21 protein-coding genes are annotated in these 22089 nt (G+C 67.7%); 6 read left to right on the top strand and 15 right to left on the bottom strand.

Going from position 1 to position 22089, the window contains the following annotated elements:
* Window positions 1-43: 43 nt before the first annotated feature.
* A complete protein-coding gene (locus tag ACFPJ1_RS13720; protein ID WP_380103978.1) occupies window positions 44-1069 on the bottom strand; it encodes an aldo/keto reductase in 1026 nt (341 codons plus the stop codon).
* 276 nt (window positions 1070-1345) lie between these two features.
* On the opposite strand from ACFPJ1_RS13720, the gene ACFPJ1_RS13725 reads away from it, so the two are divergent.
* A complete protein-coding gene (locus ACFPJ1_RS13725; RefSeq protein ID WP_380103979.1) occupies window positions 1346-2014 on the top strand; it encodes a CPBP family intramembrane glutamic endopeptidase in 669 nt (222 codons plus the stop codon).
* Window positions 2015-2067: 53 nt separating this feature from the next.
* Here the strand turns inward: ACFPJ1_RS13725 and ACFPJ1_RS13730 are convergent, their stop codons facing one another.
* Window positions 2068-2736: a hypothetical protein gene (locus tag ACFPJ1_RS13730; RefSeq protein ID WP_380103980.1), complete on the bottom strand. Its 669-nt coding sequence runs from the start codon at window positions 2734-2736 to the stop codon at window positions 2068-2070.
* Between the two features lie 606 nt (window positions 2737-3342).
* Window positions 3343-3576 (bottom strand): hypothetical protein, encoded by a 234-nt coding sequence (locus tag ACFPJ1_RS13735; RefSeq protein ID WP_380103981.1) that lies wholly within the window; start codon window positions 3574-3576, stop codon window positions 3343-3345.
* A gap of 245 nt (window positions 3577-3821) precedes the next feature.
* On the opposite strand from ACFPJ1_RS13735, the gene ACFPJ1_RS13740 reads away from it, so the two are divergent.
* A complete protein-coding gene (locus ACFPJ1_RS13740; protein ID WP_380103982.1) occupies window positions 3822-4439 on the top strand; it encodes a flavodoxin domain-containing protein in 618 nt (205 codons plus the stop codon).
* Here ACFPJ1_RS13740 and ACFPJ1_RS13745 read toward each other — a convergent pair.
* Window positions 4326-5180 (bottom strand): universal stress protein, encoded by an 855-nt coding sequence (locus ACFPJ1_RS13745; protein ID WP_380103983.1) that lies wholly within the window; start codon window positions 5178-5180, stop codon window positions 4326-4328. The two genes, ACFPJ1_RS13740 and ACFPJ1_RS13745, sit on opposite strands and share 114 nt — an antisense overlap.
* Window positions 5181-5320: 140 nt before the next feature.
* Here ACFPJ1_RS13745 and ACFPJ1_RS13750 point away from each other — a divergent pair, with 140 nt between their 5' ends.
* On the top strand, window positions 5321-5995 hold the full coding sequence (locus ACFPJ1_RS13750) for a hypothetical protein (RefSeq protein WP_380103984.1): 675 nt from the start codon (window positions 5321-5323) through the stop codon (window positions 5993-5995).
* A gap of 7 nt (window positions 5996-6002) precedes the next feature.
* The gene (locus ACFPJ1_RS13755) at window positions 6003-6695 is read left to right on the top strand and encodes an alpha/beta hydrolase (protein WP_380103985.1); all 693 of its coding nucleotides are present in this window, start codon (window positions 6003-6005) and stop codon (window positions 6693-6695) included.
* Between the two features lie 301 nt (window positions 6696-6996).
* Here ACFPJ1_RS13755 and ACFPJ1_RS13760 read toward each other — a convergent pair whose 3' ends face one another.
* The gene (locus ACFPJ1_RS13760) at window positions 6997-7653 is read right to left on the bottom strand and encodes a response regulator (RefSeq protein ID WP_380103986.1); all 657 of its coding nucleotides are present in this window, start codon (window positions 7651-7653) and stop codon (window positions 6997-6999) included.
* A 74-nt stretch (window positions 7654-7727) separates the two neighbouring features.
* Between ACFPJ1_RS13760 and ACFPJ1_RS13765 the strand changes: the two genes are divergently transcribed.
* The gene (locus tag ACFPJ1_RS13765) at window positions 7728-8198 is read left to right on the top strand and encodes a pyridoxamine 5'-phosphate oxidase family protein (RefSeq protein WP_380103987.1); all 471 of its coding nucleotides are present in this window, start codon (window positions 7728-7730) and stop codon (window positions 8196-8198) included.
* Window positions 8199-8208: 10 nt separating this feature from the next.
* On the opposite strand, the gene ACFPJ1_RS13770 is transcribed toward ACFPJ1_RS13765, so the two are convergent.
* The 5 genes from ACFPJ1_RS13770 to ACFPJ1_RS13790 all read right to left on the bottom strand — a co-directional run bounded on the left by ACFPJ1_RS13770 (window position 8209) and on the right by ACFPJ1_RS13790 (window position 11927).
* On the bottom strand, window positions 8209-8445 hold the full coding sequence (locus ACFPJ1_RS13770; RefSeq protein WP_380103988.1) for an SHOCT domain-containing protein: 237 nt from the start codon (window positions 8443-8445) through the stop codon (window positions 8209-8211).
* Window positions 8442-9011, bottom strand: coding sequence for a flavodoxin family protein (locus ACFPJ1_RS13775; protein ID WP_380103989.1), 570 nt, complete (start codon window positions 9009-9011; stop codon window positions 8442-8444). The genes ACFPJ1_RS13770 and ACFPJ1_RS13775 overlap by 4 nt, the downstream gene beginning before the upstream one ends.
* Before the next feature lie 2 nt (window positions 9012-9013).
* The gene (locus ACFPJ1_RS13780) at window positions 9014-9226 is read right to left on the bottom strand and encodes a hypothetical protein (protein ID WP_380103990.1); all 213 of its coding nucleotides are present in this window, start codon (window positions 9224-9226) and stop codon (window positions 9014-9016) included.
* 75 nt (window positions 9227-9301) lie between these two features.
* On the bottom strand, window positions 9302-10987 hold the full coding sequence (locus tag ACFPJ1_RS13785; RefSeq protein ID WP_380103991.1) for a SulP family inorganic anion transporter: 1686 nt from the start codon (window positions 10985-10987) through the stop codon (window positions 9302-9304).
* A gap of 7 nt (window positions 10988-10994) precedes the next feature.
* Window positions 10995-11927 (bottom strand): universal stress protein, encoded by a 933-nt coding sequence (locus ACFPJ1_RS13790; RefSeq protein ID WP_380103992.1) that lies wholly within the window; start codon window positions 11925-11927, stop codon window positions 10995-10997.
* A 192-nt stretch (window positions 11928-12119) separates the two neighbouring features.
* On the opposite strand from ACFPJ1_RS13790, the gene ACFPJ1_RS13795 reads away from it, so the two are divergent.
* Window positions 12120-13877, top strand: a complete 1758-nt coding sequence (locus tag ACFPJ1_RS13795; protein ID WP_380103993.1) for a sensor histidine kinase — start codon at window positions 12120-12122, stop codon at window positions 13875-13877.
* Here ACFPJ1_RS13795 and narI read toward each other — a convergent pair whose 3' ends face one another.
* Genes narI through ACFPJ1_RS13820 form a run of 5 tightly spaced genes read right to left on the bottom strand, consistent with a single transcriptional unit; the run spans window position 13878 to window position 21985 of the window.
* The gene (gene narI / locus ACFPJ1_RS13800; protein ID WP_380103994.1) at window positions 13878-14591 is read right to left on the bottom strand and encodes a respiratory nitrate reductase subunit gamma; all 714 of its coding nucleotides are present in this window, start codon (window positions 14589-14591) and stop codon (window positions 13878-13880) included.
* Window positions 14588-15301, bottom strand: a complete 714-nt coding sequence (narJ, locus tag ACFPJ1_RS13805) for a nitrate reductase molybdenum cofactor assembly chaperone (RefSeq protein ID WP_380103995.1) — start codon at window positions 15299-15301, stop codon at window positions 14588-14590. Before narJ ends, narI begins: the two co-directional genes overlap by 4 nt.
* Window positions 15298-16983, bottom strand: a complete 1686-nt coding sequence (narH, locus tag ACFPJ1_RS13810) for a nitrate reductase subunit beta (RefSeq protein WP_380103996.1) — start codon at window positions 16981-16983, stop codon at window positions 15298-15300. The genes narJ and narH overlap by 4 nt, the downstream gene beginning before the upstream one ends.
* Window positions 16983-20705: a nitrate reductase subunit alpha gene (locus tag ACFPJ1_RS13815; protein WP_380103997.1), complete on the bottom strand. Its 3723-nt coding sequence runs from the start codon at window positions 20703-20705 to the stop codon at window positions 16983-16985. The genes narH and ACFPJ1_RS13815 overlap by 1 nt, the downstream gene beginning before the upstream one ends.
* A complete protein-coding gene (locus ACFPJ1_RS13820) occupies window positions 20702-21985 on the bottom strand; it encodes an MFS transporter (protein ID WP_380103998.1) in 1284 nt (427 codons plus the stop codon). Before ACFPJ1_RS13820 ends, ACFPJ1_RS13815 begins: the two co-directional genes overlap by 4 nt.
* Between the last annotated feature and the right edge of the window lie 104 nt (window positions 21986-22089).

Raw genomic sequence — 22089 nt, forward strand, 5'->3', positions numbered from 1 at the left:
ACTCTGCTGGAACCGGTCTGAGTGGCGGTCGAGATGAAGGCGCTCAGGCACGCTGACCGGTGCCGTGGACGCCGTGCTCGTCGATGAGTACGAGCTCCTCCTCGGTCAGGGGTGGAAAGTCCAGCGCGGCGAGGTTGTGGTCGAGCTGGCTGGTCGAACTCGCCCCGATCAGTGCGGTGGTGACCTGCGGCTGACGCAGTACCCACTGAAGGGCGAGCTGAGCCAGCGACTGGCCGCGCTGGTGGGCGATCTCGTTGAGCGCGGTCGCCCGCCCCCGGTACACGTCGTCGATCTGATCGGGCGAGAGGAAGCTGCTGTTCGCGGCTCGAGCGCCGGCCGGGATGGTGCCGTCGAGGTACTTGCCGGTCAGCAGGCCCTGAGCCAAGGGGCTGTAGGCAACGAGTCCGAACCCGCCCTCGGCCGCCAGCTTGAGCAACCCGGTGTTCTCGGGTCCGCGGTCGAAGATCGAGTACCTCTGCTGGTGCACCAGCAGAGGTACCCCGGCGCCGCGCAGCAACTTGGCCACGTCGTGTGCGCGCTCGGTCGGATAGTTGGACACCCCGACGTACAAGGCCTTGCCCTGCTGTACCGCGCTGACCAGCGCGCCGACCGTCTCCTCCACCGGGGTGGAGGGGTCAGGTCGGTGGTGGTAGAAGATGTCGACGTAGTCGGTGCCGAGGTCGCGCAGGCTGTGGTCGAGTGAGACCAGCAGCGACTTGCGCGAACCACCTTTCAGATAAGGGCTCGGACCGATCGGGTTGCCGGCCTTGGTGGTCAGGATCAGTTCGTCGCGATAGGGCGCCAGGTCCGCGCGCAGTACACGTCCGAAGACTTTCTCCGCGCCGCGGTGCGGAGGACCGTACCGATTGGCGTTGTCGAAGTGGGTGACCCCCAGATCGAAGGCGTGCAGCACGATCTCGCGCTGCGTCTCGAACGGGTAGTCGGTGCCGAACTTCTGCCACAGCCCCAGCGACAGCGCAGGCAGGTCGAGCCCGGAGTTCCCGGCCCGCCGATACTCCAACCGCTCGTACTTATCGTCGGCGGCGCGGTAGGTGGTCTCCAAGCTCATCGGCCCTCACTTGAACCCTAGTGATCTGATAGACATTTCAACCGTACGGCGAACTCCGCCGCCGCGGACTCCCATCTCGCCATCCGGGCGCCACGACTCGCTGACCGACCGACAGCCGGGATCCTCGTTCGGTCTGCCACCGGCTGTTACCGTTCGGCATGGCAGATCAGCCGCAAGGCCGGAAGCCGTTGCCGTACTGGGGGTTCGGGGTCGTCATCATCGTGTACCTCGCGATCATCCAGGGCGGCGGGCTCCTCGTCGAACGTGTGGGCGACCATGACGACACGGCGACGACAACCGAAAGGCGTGATCTACAACCTCTGGATCCCGCTCGGAGCGGCCCTCGTCTTCACCTATGCCGTCGTCGCCGTACTGGGCTGGTGGCGCCCGGTCCTCCGAGACGATCGCCCCGTACGGCGATGGGTCTGGGTGGTGCCGATCGTCTTCGCCCTGTGCAGCCTGGCCGCCATCGACTACGCCGCGCTCGGCGACAAGACCGCGGGTTACGTCCTGGCGCTGTTCATCGCCACCCAGTTCGTCGGCTGGGGCGAGGAAGGCATGTTCCGCGGCATCGGCGTCACCACGCTCCGGTCGCACGGCCTGACCGAAGGCAAGGTCGCGTTCTGGTCCAGCGTCATCTTCGGCGCGGTACACCTGTCCAACTCCCTGACCCACGGCGCACAGGCCGTCCCCCAGGCTCTCGCGGTCAGCTGCGCCGGCTACTTCTTCTATCTGACCCGCCGGGTCGCCGGCACCAACGCCGTCAACTCGATCCTGCACGGCCTCTTCGACTTTTCGATCCTCACCGGCACCGTCATCCTCGTCGACCAGAACCCGTACGCCGGAGCAGCCGCCGCGATCCTGGCCTACCTCATCGTGGCCGCCGTCCTCCTGGTCCGCCGCCACCGCATCGAGGTGCCAAGGCCGGCCCCGGCCACCGACTGAACAGTCGGTCACGCCACCGGCAATCGGCGCACCGCGGCGGCGTGTACGCAGGGTCAGCCGGCTTGCCGCCGCTGGTGGTCGGCTAGATAGGGAAAGGGGTTGCCGGATGCTCGTGCGCCAGACGCCAGCCAGGCAGCGACTCCCTCCGGGGATCGCTGGTGGAGCTCGTCGAGGTACTTCTGCCGCTGTTCGACGATGGACAGGCGCTCCGCCGCCGAGCGGGCCTCCTCCAGCAGCAGGAAGCTCCGGCGCCATGCCAGGCACAAGGCGTCATCGTTGAGGGCACTGAGCTCTCGCACCGGCTCCGCCGCCGAGCTGTTCGGGGCGGGTTGGCGCCACGGTGCGGGGAGGTCAGGCGTCGCCGGCTCCGGCTGTACTACGGGACGATTGCCCCGGGCGAGCCGTCGCGCCCGAACGAGCGAGGTCAGAGCGGGCGTGGTCCCTGCCAGCATCAGCACGACCAGGACACCCGCCAGCTTGCAGACCACGACCAGGCCCATGGCGGCCGGTGCGATCAGCCCGGCGGCGAGTGCGACCCGAGCGATCTTGGGCACCGCGCGCCGCCCGTCCTCTGCCCAGATGGTGGCGGCGACTATGGCCGCCGACGCCCCGAAGAGGACCACGCTGGTGAAAGCCCATTGCAGACCCCAGGTCGCGACCACACAGAAGAGTCCGGCTGCGGTGGCCAGGTAGACGCACCACGATCGGACGCGTCCGCTCATGGTGCGGGAGGTGTCGGGATCAGTCCCATCAGCGCCATCTGACCGTGTCGACTCGCTCACGTTCTCAGCCCCCTAGGCTCGAGCTCAGAGCGTCAGGATGCACCGCGTCTGGAGCGTTTCGCCTCCCCCACGCGGGGTGAAACCGGCCCGAGGTCTGGGAGAACACGATCGTTTGAACTCCTGACCACCGGTCCAACGATTGGGAGAGGCGGGGATCCACCGGTGGACCGGCTGGGTGGTGGATCGTGGGGGCGGTCGGGCGGGCGCAGGGTTGTTCTCGTCGGTTCGGAACGGCCGGACCGTTGAGGAAGGATCACTCGAAATGCCCAGCACGACCACCACCGCCGGCAGGCCCTAGGCCTGGATCATCGCCCACTGTCGTCACCAGCTGCCTCGCGGTGGCCGGGATCGTCGCCGCCACTGTCCTCGGCGTCAAAGGGCGGTCAGACGTCCTGCCAGGTGACGGTGACCACGCCGTTCACAGAGGTCTGCTGAGCCTCTGACCCGTACCGCTCCGCGATGGACGTGTTCGAGATGCCGAAAGGGACGTCGACCAGCCCTCACCGCCACCGCGTTGGCGTCCGGCCACTGACCGGGACTTCTGGCTCAGGGGCAGCGTGCTGCCTTCTTGCCGTTCGGGGCGATAGCGAACCAGACGTTGCCGACTCCGTAGCCGGCGGTTTGGCCGAGCAACTTGTCCTTGTGGAAGTAGTACAGCGGCCAGCCGTTGAGCGTGAGCTGCTTGCCTTCCGGTCGATCGATCGAGCCGACCGCCGCGCGGTTGAGCTTGTTGCTCAGGATCTTGACCCCGTTCTTGCCGTCCAGGACCGGCTCCCACAACTCGGCACACGCGTCGAAGCAGGTCCACCCGCCCAGATTTCTCCGCGACTCGCTCGACTACCAACGACCGTTGCCGTGAGCAATCACAAGCGATTTCAGCTCGGCTGAGATCTGCTGCATCCCTTGGTCCTGCGAGTTCAGGACCAAGCGCCCTACCGCGCCTGCGAGCCGACCGAGATGCTGGAGTAGCAGGATCGTCGGGCGCAGCTCGCGGTCGTCGACGAAGGACGCAAGGGAGATCTCTGATGACCAGGAAGGTGCTCGTGGTTTATGCCACCAAGATGGGCGCGACCGCAGGCATCGCCACGGCAATCGGCGACGAGCTCCGCAACGGCGGGCACGAGGTCGAGGTCTGCGAGGTCGGCGGGGCCGGACCGGTCGCCAAGTACGACGCGGTCATCATCGGGAGTGCGATCTACCTGAGGCGTTGGCGGCCGGAGGCGGTCGATTTCCTTCGCAAGCACGTCCACGAACTGCGGGACCGCCAGGTCTGGTTGTTCCACAGTGGCCCGATCGGACCGGACAAGGACCAGGCTCAGGCGATGCCGCGGAACGTCGCACGGCTCGCCCGGAAGATCGGCGCGACCCCCGCGACCACGTTCGCCGGACGACTCGAACAGGACACCGCGAAGGGCTTTCTGGCCAAGCGCATCGCCCGGGGCAACCTGGCTGAGGACTCCCGCGACTGGGTACGGATCGCTGCTTGGGCGAACGAGATCAGCGCTGCCATCTCAGGCCCCCTGCAGCGATCATCCGACGGGTTCCTGTCGGCGGACCACAGCGACGGGGCATCTTGCGTGCCGCAACAGACTCTGGCTGACGGAACCGAGCAACAGGCCGGTAACTCCACCACGCCCGCGTGAGCCGACAACCACGAGCGACGTACCGTCCGTCAACTCAGCGAGTGCGACGGCAGGGCGGCCTTCGACGACCAGCGACCGCACGGCCACCGAGGGGTACTTGTCCTCGTAGGTCCTGACACTGTCCGCCACCCAGTTCTGCAACAGCCCGCGCGTCTCCGTGATCGGGGCCTCATGCCGCCCCTGTGGCTGCCAGCAGTACGCCACGGTCAGCGGCGCGCCGAAGCGAGCCGCCTGCTCGAAGGCGAAGGCGATCGCGTCCTCGGAGTCTGCGGAACCATCCAGACCGACCAGAATCGGGCCGTTCCTCGCTTCACCGCGGACGACTACGACCGGACAGTTCGCCTTGGCGGTCACGGTGCTGGCGACGGATCCAAGGACCGCTGCCGCCAGCTTGCTGTCGAACTTCGTGCCGAGGACCACCATCCGGGCGTCGACCGCTTCGGTGAGGATCGCGTCGGTCGGGCTCTCGTTGACCAGCCAGCCGGATCCCGCCTGATAGCCGAGCCGGTCGCGGACGAACTGGATCGTGGCATCCAGCTCCGCCTGGTACTGATCGACTGGTGGCTCGGGGATGACCCCCTCGGCGGTCGCGGGCCATTCGGTTGCCTTGGTCAGATAGGCACGCACCACCCGCACGGCCAGATCTCCGGCCCGCGCCGCCTCGACGGCCCAGCGCAGCGCGATCTGGCTCTCTGGCGACCCATCGATTCCCACCAGGATGCGCTCAGACGACTCATCCATCACGTCAGCTCCCTCATCGATGACCAGCCCGTTCACCTTCAGTATCGGGGCGTGGGGTCCCTGGTGGTCAGGGCTTCTGGCACTGACCTGGGATCGCGCCGATGGTTTCGATGGGATCGGGACCATTTTCTGGAGGCAGCATGACCGGGCGCGAGCAGACCGACCGCGGTGGGTCGCCGACTGCGGGGATCGACCTGTACTGGCTGCCGCTCGGGGCGGGTGGGCACTCGGTTCGCTGGAACGGGCGCATCTACGAGGCGGTGAGTGCCTTGATCGAGCGGCGGACCGCCTGCGCCCTGTTCCACTCGGCAGTGGTGGTGACCCTGCCCCCGAACACCTGGGTGATCGAGATGACGCCCGTCTGGGCAGCCGCTGGCCGGGATCGTGGCGTGGTCGGAGAAGGAGCTGTCGGGGCACGATGGGCGGGCCGATCCAAGCTGTTCCGCTATGAGGTCCACTGCTGGCGGAACGGCTCGATCGCCGACCTCGCCGAGGCCGTCGACAGCCCCAGGCGGCTCACCTCCGACGAGTCCAGGTGCCGGCTGCTACTGGCTCTGATCGCCTCGGTGCCAACGCCCGTCTGGGGACGGGACGAGCTCGGCACCGGCGAGATGTGGAACTCCAACTCGGTGACCTCGTGGGCCCTTACCCGCTGCGGCCTCGGCGCCACTCCCCCCGAAGGTGGCAGAGCACCAGGCTGGCACGCCGGCCTCGTCACCGCCCACCGGCAACTGCACGAGAACACCACACAGTCCGTCCGAACCGGGACCTCCGGCCCTACGTCAGCCGGGCGTCCAGGCGCAGGTTGGTCATGAACTGGAGGTGAGCTGGCGTCGTGGCCTGGTGATACCTGCGCTGCTCGCCGCTCTGGTTGTCGCACCACTGTCGCTCGGTCAGGCTGTTGCAGCCACGAACGTGCCACCGACGGCGGTCGGGTCGACCACTCCAGGCGATCGTGGCTTGCCCTTCAGCGAAGTCAGGTTCGCAACTGCCGATGGGATCATCCTCGCCGGTTGGTACATCCCGTCGAGGAACCGCGCCGCCGTCGTCTTGCTGCACGGGGCGGGATCGACCAGGTCGAGCGTCCTCGAGCATGCCGTCGTGCTGGCACGCCACGAGTACGGCGTGCTCCTCTTCGATGCCCGAGGCCACGGTCGCAGCGGCGGCCGCGCCATGGACTTCGGCTGGCGCGGCACCCTGCAGGAAGGTCTGGAATGGCTGACCTACGGCATCACCGACCTCCTCACCGCCGCTGATCAACCGATCGCGCTGCGAGACGCCGTCGCGGTATCCGCGCCCCGTCCGGTGCTGCTCATCGCCGGTGGCGACAAGGCCGACGAGGCCCGCGCCGGCCGCTACATCCAGTCGGCTTCCCCCGCCACCGTCGACCTGTGGATCGTCTCCGGCGCCGGCCACACCGCCGCCCTCGGCAGCCATCCCGGCCAGTGGGAAGAGCGTGTCACCGCCTTTCTCGCCGACGCCCTCCACCTCGACGGGCCGAACGGTCTGCGCTGAGCGGGGGTCGTTCGGCCCGGTGGAACGGGGCCGATGGCTCTGCTGCCGGCAGGTACCGATCCGGTCTCATGGGAAGCGACGCAGACGATCCGGAGGCGATCCATGATGAGCGAGAACGAGCGGGCCAGGAGCGGTCCCGACGCAACCGGCGGACAGCGTGAGGATTACCTCGTGATCGAGCCGGAGCAGGTCCATGGTCGCCGCAGCCGCGCGTGGTGAAGCGCGAACCGGATTCGGGACCTTCGACCCTGGTGCGTCATCCTGCCGATCGGCGAGCCTGGTGGATCTGATGAGGACTTACTCAGTGGGGCGGGCGGTGCTGGTTGCGTTCGACCGCGTAGACGGCCGCCTCGGTGCGGCGCTCCATACCAAGTTTGCGGAGCAGCCCGGACACGTAGTTCTTCACCGTCTTCTCCGCCAGGAACATGGTCTGCGCGATCTGCCGGTTGGTCTTGCCCTCGGCGATCAGGTCGAGGATCTTGCGTTCCTGCTCGGTCAGCGACTTGTACCGAGGGTCGTCGTCCTCCTCCGCCGGATGCCGCAGCCGCTCCAGCACCGCGTTTGTCATCGCGGGGTCGAGCAACGACTCCCCCGCCGCCAGCCGTCGTACGGCGCCGACCAGGTCGGTACCGCTCACCTGCTTCAACAGGTAGCCGGACGCGCCGGCCATGATCGACGTGAACAGCGCCTCGTCGTCGGAGAACGACGTCAGCATCAGGCACGCGGGCGGCTCGTCCATGGCCGACCGGATCTCCCGGCAGACCGTGATCCCATCGCCGTCGGGCAACCGCACATCGAGCACGGCCACGTTCGGCTGCAGTGCGGGGATCCTCGCGATCGCCTGCGCCGCTGTCGCCGCCTCGCCGACCACCTCGATATCCGTCTCGTCCTCCAGCAGTTGCCGCAGCCCACGGCGGACCAACTCATGATCATCGAGCAAGAACACCTTGATCGTCATGTCGTGTCCCTCCCGGGGTCGCGGCGCGTCCTGCAGCCCACACTAGACCGCAAGTTCGTTCTGAAGAGGCACCCATGACTTCCACACCGCGCCGTTTCGACCACACCGGGATGCAGATCCTCGATGACACCGAGTCTCTGGAGCTGCTCTCCTCGGTACCGATCGGCCGCCTCGTCTTCACCATGGGCGGACTTCCCGCGGTACGGCTGGTCAACTTCGTGCTCGACGGCGACACGCTGATCTTCTCGACGGCCGACGGCGACAAGTACCGCGCCGCCGAGCGTGGTGACGTGGTCGCCTTCGAGGTGGACACAGTGGACCCGGACCGGCATCTGGGCTGGACGGTGACCGCAGTCGGGCACCTCTCGGTGATCGATCCCGAGGAGGCAGAGTCGCTCAGGCACGATCTCCTGCTCCGCCCCTGGGCGCCCAACCGCGACACCTACCTGATCCGCCTCGGCATCGAGTCCTTGGAGGGACGCCGCCTGCTCCCCTGGGCCCAGCGACCTCATCAAGAAGCCGCCGGCGAAGGCACGAACCGCTGAGCGGGAGGATTCACAGGTCGAGTTCGTGCTCGCGGAGCCGCGCGCGGGCGTCGTCGAACTGCTCGCGGTCGATCTCTCCCATCGCGTAGCGCCGCTCCAGGATCCCCAGCGGTGACGGCATCGGCCGGGCCGCGGGTCGCCGGGACCTGATGAGATGCACGCCGAGTGCGACTGCGGCTGCCACCGCCAGGGACCAGATGGACAGGACCAGGACGATCAACAGGGCGTCCTGGCCTCCGTTCATCATCTCGACCTCCGCGGCTGTACTACGGGGTCGGTCGTCTCCGTCCCACGGAGTTCGACGCGAGCCACCAGACTCGCACCCCAGGCGCGGGCACGATCGAGCTCGCCTTCACTCAATGGACCCGCCGAGTCTTCGACGTAGAAGCTGACCGATTCCGCGACCACTCCGACACCCCGCCTGCGCAGTACCTTGGCGGCGGCCTTGGCCGCTGAGCCGGGCAGCTTCCGGACTTTGGTGACGCGGGTGTCGAAGGTCGCGAGGATCGCCGTACCGTCGTCGGGACGCAACCGGTCAAGCCACTCGCGGATTCCGACCCGGCTCGGCATCACCACTGTTCCTTGTGTCGATGCGCTGTCCCGCGTGCTCGGGCGGCTCATGCTGAAGGCATGCGTCGGCCCACCGACTACGAGCAGATCGAGACCGTCGGGCAGGACGTCGGGGGCCCGATCGACCCGGACCACCTCCGCCTCGACCTTCGATCGAAGCCCTTCGCCGATCGCCTCGGCGACCTGCTCGGTGTTGCCGAACATCGACTCATAGACGACCAGTGCCTGTGCATTCTCGGACATGGCTACCCCTTCGAGGTCTGGTGATGGAATTCGGTGGACTCCGTGCGGCTGACGCGCAACCGGCGGACCACCGTCGGGCCGATGGCGACCCAGATCGGGATCAGCAGCCAGATCCGGCCGCTGGTGATGTCGTAGTCGGCCAGCAGTACCGACCACGGCTTGTTCTCGATGAAGTGGCCGAGACCGAACTCGAACAGCAAAGTGGTCGCGGCCACCGTTGGCCACCGCGAGTGCGGCGGCACCGAACCAGCCGGCCGTCCAGGGGCGGCGGAAGGTCTTCACCGAGGTCGTCATGAGTGTTGCTCCTCCTGTTGGCCGACTTCCTGCCGGAAGGCCTCTACCGCGGTTGGCAGCGTCATGTAGACCCGGTCCTCGCCGAGCCGCTCGAGGAAGCCGGCGGAAACGAGGTCGTCGCGGAGGTCCTGTTTGACCCTGGCCAGGGCGAGGACGATCCCTCGCCCGGCGAGCTCTTCGCGTAAACCATCCAGCGCATCCACCGCTGTGATATCGACCTCGACGTTCGCCTCGGTGTTCAGCAGCAGCCAGCGGACCGGCTCGGGCGAGCTGTCGACCGCCGCCAGCGCCCGACGGCGGAAGTCCTCGGCGTTCGCGAAGAACAGCGGCGAGTCGTACCGGTACACGACGAGCCCCGGCACCGGGTGCGCCTGCGGATAGTCGTCCACGTCGTGCATCCCGGCGATCCCGGGAACGATGCCGAGGATCCCGTCGTGCGGGCGAGCCACCCTGCGGAAGAGATCCAGGACGGAGAGAGACACCGCCACCAGTACGCCGTACAGAACGCCGAGCGTGACGACGCCGACGCAAGTCGCCAGGGCGAGGATCAACTCGCTGCGGCGGAACCGGCCGATCCGCCGGAACTCGCCGAGATCCACCAGTCGCAGAGCGGCGTAGACAACCAGGGCGCCGAGTGCAGCGGTCGGAAATGTCGACAGCAACGGACCGGCGACGAGCAGCGTGAGGATCACCATCGCGAGTGTCACCAGCGAGTACACCTGGCTCTTCGCTCCGGCTGCCGCCGCCACAGCCGTCCGGCTGCCGCTACTGCTGACCGGAAATCCCTGGAGCGCTCCGGCGCTGAGGTTTGCGGTGCCGAGGGCAAGCAGTTCGGCGTCTGCGTCGATGCGCTCCTGATGCTTTGCGGCGAAGGCGCGCCCAGTCAGAACTGTGTCGGTGTAGCCGACGAGCGCCACGCCCAACGCCGGCAGGATGAGCATCCGGAGATCCGCACCGTCGACCGCCGGCAACGCCGGCGTCGGTAGTCCCGAAGGAACTGAACCGACCACCGCAATGCCGTGATCACCCAGGCCGGCGAGCGCGGTCACTGCGGCTGCCAGGGCCATCACCAGCAGCGGGGCGGGAAGTCTTGGCTTCCAATGAGCCGATGCCAGCAACAGCACGAGGACGACAGCTGACAGGACGACGGTCGGCAGGTGCCAGGAGCCAATCTGCCGGGCGGCGTTCACCAGCTCGGCGAGCGGGCTGTCACCTTCGACCGCAGAGCCGGTCATCCGGCCGAGTTGCCCGGCGATCATGATCACCGCGATGCCCGCCAGATAGCCGACCAGTACCGGCCTCGACAGGAGGTCAGCGAGGAACCCGAGCCGAACCAGCCAGGCCAGGAGACAGATGACTCCCACCATCAGCGCCAGCGCCGATGCCAGCACCACGTAGCGCTTCGGATCTCCACCAGCCACTGCACCGACGACGCTGGCCGTCATCAGCGCCGTCGTGGACTCGGGACCGACGGACAACAGCCGCGAGGACCCCAGCACGACGTACACGGCCAGCGGCCCGAGGACTGCCCACAGTCCGGTGACCGCCGGCAGGCCCGCCAACTGGGCGTAGGCCATTGCCTGCGGCACCAAGTAGGCAGCCACTGTCACGCCTGCGATGACGTCCGCGCGTAGCCAGCTCGGCTGGTAGTTCCGCAGACCGCTGAGGCCCGTTGCGATCATGACCGGATCAGTACGTCGGTACTACGACGGCGGTGGCAGGGTGGACCTGGCGAGCACGCTGCTCGCGTTCCTTCGCGGTCACGTGATGCGGCACGATCGCAACCGGGCAAGCCATCGCGGCGACAGCGCGACGCGTCACGGGATCGCCGATCGGCAGCAGCCCGGCGCGGGCACCGAGGACGACCAGGCCGACCTCGGCGCCTTCGTGCACCAGTGCCTCGACCACGGGCCGGGCTGTCAGGAAGCGGGTCACCCTGACCTCGGGGTACTCGTCCGTCCAGCCTGCCAGGGTTTCGGAGACGGTCAGATCCGCGCGTCGGACCCAGGAGTTCTCGACCCCGGCGCGGTCCGGGTCGTGCCGCGGCGCGTGCTGTGCGTGCACCACGATCAGATCGCCCTCGCGGTCCGCGGCGGTCCGGAAGGCGAACTCGACCGCCTCCAGCGACAGCGGCGTTCCATCGATGCCTACGGCAACCTTCCGATCGATCGCGGACGGCTTCCAGGTCAGCGGAACGACGATCACCGGACAGCCGGTCCGTGCGGTCAGGAAGATGTTGCCCTGCGCGGCGACGAGCCGGTGCGGGCCCCGGGTGCGGCTTCGGCCGACCACCAGAAGACGAGCGTGCCGGGCGATTTGCGGTAGGACCTTCAACCGCGACCCCTCCTCCGACACTGCCGTGACTGCCAAGTCGTAGCCGTAGTGATGCCGCAGGTGCGCGACGGCTACCCGGAGGCTCGCGCCGGCAAACTCCGCGGGAGGCTTCGGCTGATAGCCGGGCGTCATCGGGTTGTAGGAGCTGTGGGCTTGGTACGGCGCGGCAAGCACCAGCTCGGCACCGGACCGGATCGCCTCGAGCGCGGCGTAGTCCACGACGTGTAGTGCTTCGGCGCTGCCGTCGACCTCGACGACCACCGGTCCAGTCCTTGCCCAGGTACCCATGTCGACCCTCCAGGTTCTCCTACCTACAGCGTCTCGCTCGGCCCCGGCGCGGCATCAGTGCCGTCGGGCATCGCTCGACAGGACCGGGGACAGCCGCTCACGGGACCTTGGTCCCGCAGAGCGGACGACCTGGGCACTCCCAGCGAGGAAGCCCAGTTCACAGCCGCTCATCGCCCCCGTACGGTGGGTCGCATGGGTGAGCAAGCAGGGGATCACGCAGGGTCGTGGGACGAGGGCACCCTCGAGTTCGAGGGGCTGTCCAGAGTCCGGCTCGACGCCCTGCTGCAGGAGCTGCTCGGCCGGGTCCACGGGATCATGGACTCCCAGGAGCGTCTTCGCGCCCTGCTCGACGCCGTCGTCGGGATCGGCGCCGACCTGGACCTGAACAGTACCCTCGACCGCATCGTCACTGCCGCCTGTGACCTGGTCGGCGCGCGCTACGGCGCGCTGGGGGTGGTCGGCCCCGACGGCAATCGGCTCGTTCGCTTCATCACCCATGGCGTCACCGCCGAGCAGATCGCCGAGATCGGACCGTACCCGGAAGGCCACGGCATCCTCGGTCTGCTGATCGACCATCCCACCCCCTTGCGGCTGACCAACCTCGCCGAGCACCCGCGATCGTTCGGCTTCCCGCCCAACCACCCTCCGATGCGGAGCTTTCTCGGCGTTCCGATCCGTACCCGCGACCACGCCTTCGGCAACCTGTACCTGACCGAGAAGTCAGAGGGCGCCGACTTCACCGAGGAAGACGAACGGACCGTGACCGCGCTCGCGGTCGCCGCCGGCGTCGTGATCGACAACGCCCGTCTGTACGCCGACACCGAGCGCCGCCGCCGCTGGCACGAGGTGACTGCCGAGATCACCCAGCTGATGCTGAGCGACTTCGATCCCCAGCAGGCGCTGCAGCTCATCGCCACCCGCGCCCGGGAGGTGTCCGGCTCGATCCTCGGCGCCGTCCTGTTGCTGGACGGCAGCGAGCTCGTGATCGAGGCGATCGACGGACCGCCCGCCTTCACGCAGTACATCGGCCGGCGGATCCGCGCCGACCGGCCGATCCTGAAAGACGTCCTGGACGGCGACGAACAAGTAGTGTTCGAGAACCTGGCCCAGCTCGCCAAGGAGACCGGCCAGTTCAGCGAGGTGCCCGAGCTCGAGGAGCTGGGCCGCACAATTCTCGCGCCGCTGCCCGCGGGCCCACGCAGTACGGGCGGGATCTTGATGGTCGCCGCTGCTCAGGGGGCCGTTCTCGGAGTTACGGCGGGGACCGACCTGGTCCGGATGTTCGCCAACCAGGCGACCCTGGCGCTGGACCGCGCGCAGGCCCAGGCAGACCAATCCGTGCTGGCGGTGCTGGAGGATCGCGACCGGATCGCCCGAGATCTGCACGACCTCGTCATCCAGCGGCTCTTCGCCACCGGCCTGCAACTGCAGGGCATCCACAGGATGGTCCAGCCGGAGGTCCAGGAGCGGATCAGCCGGGCGGTCGAGGACATCGACGCGACCATCCGCGACTTGCGGGCGGCGATCTTCGAACTGCACCAAGAGCCGGACAAGAAGTCCTTCCGGATCGACATCCAGGCACTGGTCGAGGAGTACACCGCAGCTCTCGGATTCCGGCCCGAGCTGAGCTGCGCCGGTCCGCTCGACAGTACCGTGCCGGCCTCCGTGCGACCGCAGATCCTGGCCGCGATCCGGGAATCGTTGTCGAACGTGGTCCGCCACGCCCAGGCATCGACCGTCAAGGTCGAAGTGATCGTCACCGGTCAGGACGTCACCGCACGCGTCTGCGACGACGGGATCGGCATCAGCTCATCGGACCGGCGAAGCGGCCTGCGCAATCTCGAGGAACGCGCGGCCGCATTAGGTGGCGCCGTACGGCTGGAGCCCAACCAGCCGCACGGCACCGTGCTGGAGTTGCGCGCGCCCCTCGTCAACGCGCCGTCCAGTTGATCAGGCGTCGTCCCAGCTGCGGCGGGGCGAGTGACTCCCAGCGCGGTCGTCCCGGCTCCGATAGACGATGTAAGGGCGTGTCAGGTAGCCGAGTGGAGCGCTGAAGACATGGACGAGGCGGGTGAACGGCCACAGCGCGAAGAGGGCCATAGCGATCAACCCGTGGAGCTGGAAGCTCAGCGGCGCCTCGGCCATCAACTCGGGATGCAGGTCGAAGCGGAAGATCCCCCGGAACCAGATGGACACCCCATCGCGATAGTCGTAGTGCGCGAAGATGTTCGCGGCGACGGTGTTCACCAGGCCGAGCACGATCACCGAGGCGAGGAACAGGTACATGACCTTGTCCATCCTGGTGGTCGCCGAGAAGACCGGCCCGACCGTGCGGCGGCGATAGATCAGGATCGCCAGGCCCACCACGGTGCCGAAGCCGGCGACGGCTCCGATCGAGACGGCCAGGAAGTGGTAGAGCCCCTCCGACACCCCGATCGCCTCGGTCCACGCTTTCGGCACTCCCAGGCCCATCACATGACCGAGGAAGACCGCGAGGATGCCGAAGTGGAACAGCGGACTCCCCCAGCGCAGCAGTCTGTCCTCGTACAGCTGGGACGAGCGGGTGGTCCAGCCGAACTTGTCGTAGCGGTAGCGCCAGAAATGCCCGACCACGAACACCGTCAGACAGATGTAGGGGACGACGACCCAGAGGACCTCGTTCATCGGTGTGCTTCCGGCAGGGATGGCATCGGCAGCGGGTGGGGTGACCTGGTTCCGGGAGCTCCGGGAGCTTCGGGATCGAAGACCGGAGTGGCGTACGGGGTGAGTCCCACCTCTTCCTGCGGGGGTCCCTCGGCCGCCAGGCGCTGGATGGCTGCGCGCTCGTCGCCTGCCAGTGGTGGAAACGTGGCGGTGATCGCTTGCACCGCGCCGAGCCACTTGGAGCCGCGCCCGGCCAGCGCCAGCCGTAGCAGCTCAAGGCCGGCCCGGTGGTCGAGCAGCAGGTTCCACCCGAGCCGTTGGTCCACCGTGGCGGCGTACTCCAGGACCACACAGAGGTGATCGGGCAGCTCGGTGTCGTCGAGGACGAACCCGGACCGCAGGTAGGTCTGCTTGAAGCGGAGCAACGCGACCCCGCGTCGTCGGGTGTCGCCATGGGCGAAGTAGGTCAGGAACAGGCTGTGCCTGCGTCGGGTGTCGAACGTGTCGACGTACTCCTCCTGGACCGCGGGCAACTCAGCGGACCCCAGCTCGTGGACCGTCGTCCGGAGCGGATCGCCGATCGCTTCAGGGAGCTGGCGCGACAACCGTTGGATCAGGTCCAGCCGGGTGGGCAGGCACTCGTCGGGGTAGTCCAGCAGAAGGGAAGCCGACTGCCAGGCGATGGTCAACTGCTCAGCCGGAAGCCGCGGCGGGGGGCGCTTGCCGCTCACCGGTGATCATCCCCCGGCGGGGACTCCGGATCGTCCGGTCTCGGCGGGAAGAGGCCACTCGGTGCTCCCTTGCCGTCCCAGTTCAGCAGGTTGACGCGACCTGCTCTGCCGGTCGGTGCCGCCAACGTATCCGCGGTCTGCCGGTCCTGCAGCATCTGGAAGTTCTCGACGGCGATAGGGGTCGGCACCCCCGACCCCTCGCCGAACGGCCCCGATCCACCCATCCCCGGACCGCCCTCGTAGTCCAGCGAGCACTCGGTCGCCAGCTCTTCCAGCGAGTGCGCCTGCTCCGCGTGTGCCGGAGGGATGACGTACCGCTCGTCGTACTTGGCCAGGGCCAGCAGGCGGTACATGTCGTACATCTCCTCCTCGGTCATGCCGACCGACCGCGGGATGGCTCCGTCAGGGTCACGGCCTAGATTGATGTCTCTCAGGTACGACCGCATGGCGGCCAACTTGCGTAGTACCAGGTCGACCGGAGCGACATCGCCGGCCGTGAACAGCTCCGCCAGGTACTCGATCGGGATGCGGAGGGCGTCGATCGCGGCGAAGAGATTGCCCCGATCCTCGGGATCCTCGCCCGTCTCCTTGATCACGTCCACGACCGGCGACAGCGGCGGGATGTACCAGACCATCGGCATCGTGCGGTACTCCGGATGCAGCGGCAGCGCGACCTTGTACCGGTTGATCAACGCGTAGACCGGCGACCGCTGGGCCGCCTCCACCCAGTCGTGAGGGATGCCGGCCCGCTCAGCCTCCCGCTGCACCGCTGGGTCGGAGGGATCGAGGAACACCTCGCGCTGTGCCTCGTAGAGTCCCTGCTCGTCGGTCGTCGAGGCGGCTTCCAGCACCTTGTCCGCGTCGTACAGCATCAGCCCGATGTAGCGCAGCCGGCCGACGCAGGTCTCGGAGCAGACGGTCGGAAGACCCACTTCGACGCGTGGGAAGCAGAACGTGCACTTCTCCGCCTTGCCGGTCCGGTGGTTGAAGTACACCTTCTTGTAGGGGCATCCCGAGATGCACATCCGCCAACCACGGCAACGGTCCTGGTCCACCAGAACGATGCCGTCCTCCGACCGCTTGTAGATCGCGCCGCTGGGACACGACGCGGCGCACGACGGGTTCAGGCAGTGCTCGCAGATCCGCGGCAGGTAGAACATGAAGGTCTGCTCGAACTCGAACCTGACCTTGTCGCCCACCTTCTTCAGGATCGGGTCGCGTTCCGCGGTGGCCGCCGAGCCGCCCAGGTCGTCGTCCCAGTTCGCCGACCAGGTCACCTTCATGTCCTGGCCGGAGATCAAAGACTTGGGCCGGGCGACCGGCGTGTGCTCCTGTGCCGGGGCGTCGGTCAAGGTCGAGTAGTCGTAGGTCCACGGCTCGTAGTAGTCCTGGATCGACGGCATCTTGGGATTGGAGAAGATGGTCAGCAGCTTCTTGAGGCGCCCACCGCCCTTGAGCGTCAGGCGGCCGCGCCGGTTCAGCTGCCAGCCGCCCTTCCAGGTCTCCTGATCCTCATAGGTCCGCGGATACCCCTGCCCGGGCCGGGTCTCGACATTGTTGAACCACACGTACTCCGTGCCGCTGCGGTTGGTCCAGGCCTGTTTGCAGGTGACCGAGCAGGTGTGACACCCGATGCACTTGTCGAGGTTCATCACCATCGCCATCTGTGCCATCACACGCATCAGTACCGCACCTCCTGCGACCGCTTCCGGATGACGGTGACCTCGTCGCGCTGGTTCCCGGTCGGGCCGAGGTAGTTGAAGGCGAAGGACAGTTGCGCGTAGCCACCAACCAGGTGAGTCGGCTTGATCAGCAGCCGGGTCAGCGAGTTGTGGATGCCGCCACGCTTCTTCGACGCCTCCGCGATCGGTACGTCGATGAGCCGGTCCTGGGCGTGATGCATGTAGACAGTGCCCTCCGGCATCCGGTGGGACACGATCGCCCGGGCCACCACCACTCCGTTGCGGTTGACCGCCTCGATCCAGTCGTTGTCCAGCACACCGACCTTGGCCGCGTCCTGGTCGCTCATCCAGATGGTCTGGCCGCCGCGAGACAGCGACAGCATGAAGAGGTTGTCCTGGTACTCGGAGTGGATCGACCACTTGCTGTGCGGGGTGAGATAGCGAACGGTCACGCCGTGCTCTGTGACGGATCCGATCTCCGGTTCGGCGAACAGCGCACCCATGTCCAGCGGTGGACGGTAGACCGGCAGGTTCTCGCCGAGCTCGGCGATCAGGTCGTGGTCGAGGAAGAAGTGCTGCCTGCCGGTCAGGGTGTGCCACGGTTTGAGGCGTTCGACGTTGATCGTGAAGGGCGAGTAGCGTCGGCCACCGGTCTCGGACCCGGACCACTCCGGCGAGGTGATGACCGGGGTCGGTGCTGCCTGGGTGTCGGCGAAGGTGATCCGCTTGCCCTCGTGCTCTGCCGCCAGATCGTGCAGCGGTTTGCCGACCCTCTTCTCCAGCGTCTTGAAGCCCTCGGTAGCGAGTTGCCCGTTCGTCGTACCGGACAGTGCCAGGATCGCTTCGCAGGCGTGCACGTCGCGTTTCAGCGATGGCCTGCCGTCACCGGGTCCGCCGCGGACGGCGCCGTTCTTCGCCCGCAGGTAGTCGACGGAATCCTTCACGTCGTAGGTGACGCCCTTGGTCGTCGCGCCGAGCTTGTCCATCAGCGGTCCGAGGGCCGCCATCTTGGCCGCGACCGCGCCGTAGTCCCGTTCGACCTCGACCAGTTTCGGCATCGTGACTCCTGGCACCGGCTCACACTCGCCGGCTTTCCAGTCCCGGACGACGCCGTGCGGATTCGCCATCTCGTCAGGAGTGTCGTGCAGCAGCGGTACGGCGACCACGTCGTACCGGGTGCCGAGGTGCTCGGCGGCGAGCTCGCTGAACCTCTCCGCGATCGTGATCCAGGCGTCCCAGTCGGTCCGGGTCTGCCAAGGCGGCGCGATCGCCGGGTTGAACGAGTGGATGAACGGATGCATGTCGGTCGTGTTCAGGTCGTGCTTCTCGTACCACGTCGCCGCGGGCAGCACGACATCGGAGAAGAGCGTCGTACTCGTCTGCCGGAAGTCCAGCGTCAGCAGCAGGTCCAGCTTTCCCTCCGGTGCCTCCTGGTGCCAGTCGACCTCGCTCGGCCGACGACCCTCGGGCGCCTCGCCGGCCCGCAGCGACGACCCTGCCCCGAGCAGATGCTTCAGGAAGTACTCGTTGCCCTTGGCCGAGGAGCCGAGCAGATTCGCCCGCCAGATCGAGAGGATCCGCGGGAAGTTCTCCGGTGAGTCGGGATCCTCGCAGGCGAAGCGGAGGTCACCCGACTTGAGCTGGTCCACCACGTGGTCGGCCACCGGCCGACCGGACGCGCGCGCTTCATCCGCAAGCTCGTGCGGATTCCTGTTGAAGGTCGGGTACGACGGCATCCAGCCCAGCCGCGCGCTCAGGGCGATCAGATCCGCGGTCGTCTTCCCCGCGAGCCGGCCCTCCCCTGTCCTGGCGGCCAGCGTGTCCGCGCCGAAGTGGTCGTAGCGGAACTGATCCGTGTGTAGGTACCAGTACGCCGTCTGGATCATCTGCCGCGGCGGGCGCGACCAATCCAGCCCGGACGCCAACTGAGCCCAGCCGGTCACCGGCCGGCACTTTTCCTGGCCGACGTAGTGCGCCCAGCCGCCGCCGTTCACTCCCTGGCAACCGGTCAGCGTGGTGAGGGCCAGGAAGGCCCGGTAGATCGTGTCGGAATGGAACCAATGGTTCGTGCCGGCCCCCATGATGATCATCGACCGGCCGTTGGAGTCCTCCGCGTTCTGAGCGAACTCGCGGGCGATCCGGGCCGCGGCGGACGCCGGCACACCGGTGATGCGCTCCTGCCAGGCCGGCGTGTACGGCGCGGCGGCGTCCTCGTACGACGCCGGCCAATCGCCGGGCAGGCCGTCCCTGGCGACTCCGTACTGCGCGAGCATCAGGTCGTACACGGTCGTCACGAGGCGTCCGCCCACACGGCGAGCAGGTACCCCACGCGCCACATCCCCGGCCGAGCCGTCGGCGGTGTCGAAACGCGGCAACCGGACAAGGACGGCGTCCGCCTCGTCACCGGCCATCGTCAGGGCGGGATCGACCTCCCCCAGATCCAGGTTCCAGCTGCCCGCTCCGGACGGCCCGAAGCGGTGACCGAGCGAACCGTTCGGCACCACGGGCAGGCCCGTCCGGGAGTTCATCACGACAGTCCTGAAGTGTGCGTTCTCCTCGCCCTCGAAGGCGGGAAGGTCGGCTGCGGTGAGGAACTTGCCCGGCTGGTAAGTGCCGCCACCGCTTTCGTCGAGCAGGATCAGATACGGCAGATCCGTGTAGGCCTTGCCGTACGCCGTGAAGTACGGCGTCTGCCGGTCGACGAAGAACTCCTTCAGGATCACGTGTCCCATCGCCATCGCCAGGGCGCCGTCGGTTCCCGGTGCCGCCGGTAACCACTCGTCGGCGAACTTCACGTTGTCCGCGTAGTCGGGGGCGACGGCAACAACCTTCTGGCCGCGGTACCGCGCCTCGGCCATCCAGTGCGCGTCGGGCGTCCGGGTGACCGGCAGGTTCGACCCCCACATGATCAGGTAGCCGGCATCCCACCAGTCCCCCGACTCCGGGACATCCGTCTGGTCCCCGAAGACCTGCGGCGACGCGACCGGCAGATCGGCGTACCAGTCGTAGAACGACAGCATCGTGCCGCCGATCAGCGAGGTGAACCGGGCTCCGGAGGCGTGCGAGACCATCGACATCGCCGGGATCGGCGAGAACCCGGCGATCCGGTCCGGTCCCCACTTCTTCAGCGTGTGGACGTAGGCGGCAGCCACCATTTCGGTCGCTTCGTCCCAGGTCGCCCGCACCAGTCCACCCTTGCCACGAGCAGCCTTGTACTGCGCCGCGCGGGCCGGGTTGTCGACGATGTGTGCCCAGGCGGCCACCGGATCACCGTGCTGCGACTTGGCCTCTCGGTACATCTGCAGCAGCACTCCGCGGATGTAGGGGTAGCGGATCCGCGTCGGCGAGTAGGTGTACCAGGAGAACGCCGCACCGCGGGGACAGCCGCGTGGTTCATATTCCGGCTTGTCGGGGCCGACCGAGGGATAGTCGGTCTGCTGGGTCTCCCAGGTGATGATGCCGTCCTTGACGTAGACCTTCCAGGAACAGGAGCCGGTGCAGTTCACGCCATGGGTCGACCGCACCACCTTGTCGTGGCTCCAGCGATCTCGGTAGAAGTCGTCGGCTCCGCGACCGCCGACCTTGTGCAGAGTTCGCAGATCGTCGGACACCACGCCCCTGGTGAAGTACCGCCGGGTGCGCACCAGCGCCTCGCTCAACCCACCGTCCAAGCCGATCTCCTGGCCGTGCTGGTTCTGGTCCGGACGATCCCCAGTACTCATGCGGGTTCCTCGCTGGTCGCGCCTCGCTGCGCCTGGTGGGTTGCTGTGTTCGCGGTCCTTCTCACGATGGTCAGGGTCAGCAGCAAGGTCAAGGCCGCCGTGACGGAGAGCAGCGCCAACCCGATCCCATAGGACTCGGTGCGCCCGTAGACGTAGCCCATGATCAGGGGCGGGACGAAGCCACCGAGGCCCCCGGCCGCGCCGACCAGGCCGGTCACGCCGCCTACCCTTGACGGGTCAGTGACCCTGGCAACGAGTGCGAAGGTCGCTCCACTGCCGGCTCCGAGCGCGGCTGCCATCGCCAGGAACGCGACAGTGCCCAGGTGCTCGAGCAACGGTGTGGTCGCTGCGACGGCCGCGGCCACGACGACGACCGCATACCCGCAGGCCAGCACCGGAACGGGGCCGAACTTGTCGGACAGCCAGCCGCCCAGCGGCCGCATCACCACCGCGACCGCGACGAAGCCGGCCATCCGGTTGGCGGCATCCGCCGCGCTCAGGTCGTAGGCGGTCTTCAGGTACGAGGGGAGGTAGACGGAGAAGGCGACGTAGCCACCGAATGCGACGGCGTACAGGATGCAGGCCTGCCAACTGATCGGCAGCTTCGCGTTGGCGACCAGCCGGGTGAGCAACGATCCGGCCGGCTTGGTCCGGCCAGGGGCGTCCCGCAGGAGCAGCCAGGCCACACCCGCGTAGATGGCCAGCGCGAGCGCGGTGAGCAGGAACGGCGCCCGGTGCCCGGCATCGCCATACAGCTTGACCGTGGTGAGCGCGCTGATCGCCGTACCGCCCATTCCGGCGCCGAAGACACCGATCGCCAGGCCCCGCCGCTCGGGTGGGAACCACGCGTTCACGAACGGCACCCCGACGGCGAACGCCGTACCGCCGATGCCGAGGAAGAAGCCACCGATCAGCAGTCCGGCGTACGAGCGCAGACCCACGGTGCCGATGAACAGGATCGGGATGATCGTCGCCGCGGAGACCAGTGGAAACATCACCCTGCCGCCGAACCGGTCCGTCAGCGCCCCGACCGGGATCCGGCCGAGCGAGCCGACGATGACCGGCACGGCCACGAGCAGTGCCACGTCGGACTCCGAGAGCGATCCGAGGGTGCCTTCGGTCCTGAACAGCGGCCCGAGTGGACTGAGCAGGGCCCAGGCCCAGAAGTTCACCGCGAAGCCGGCGGTGGCGATGGCCAGCATCAGCCAGGGTGATCTCGCCGCGGCGGGCGCGGAGCCGCCCCTGCCGCCGCCGGCAACACTCGTTCGACCCTGATTCATCTCATTTCTCCGGCTCTGTGACCTGGTGTGCTCACAAGACGACGGTCTGCCCACCAGGAGATACCAAGCAGTTCTCCACCGCAAGCGCGGAGAACTGCTTGGTA

Origin of the sequence: Kribbella qitaiheensis, from assembly GCF_042657745.1 — a bacterium.
Classification (GTDB): Bacteria; Actinomycetota; Actinomycetes; order Propionibacteriales; family Kribbellaceae; genus Kribbella; species Kribbella qitaiheensis.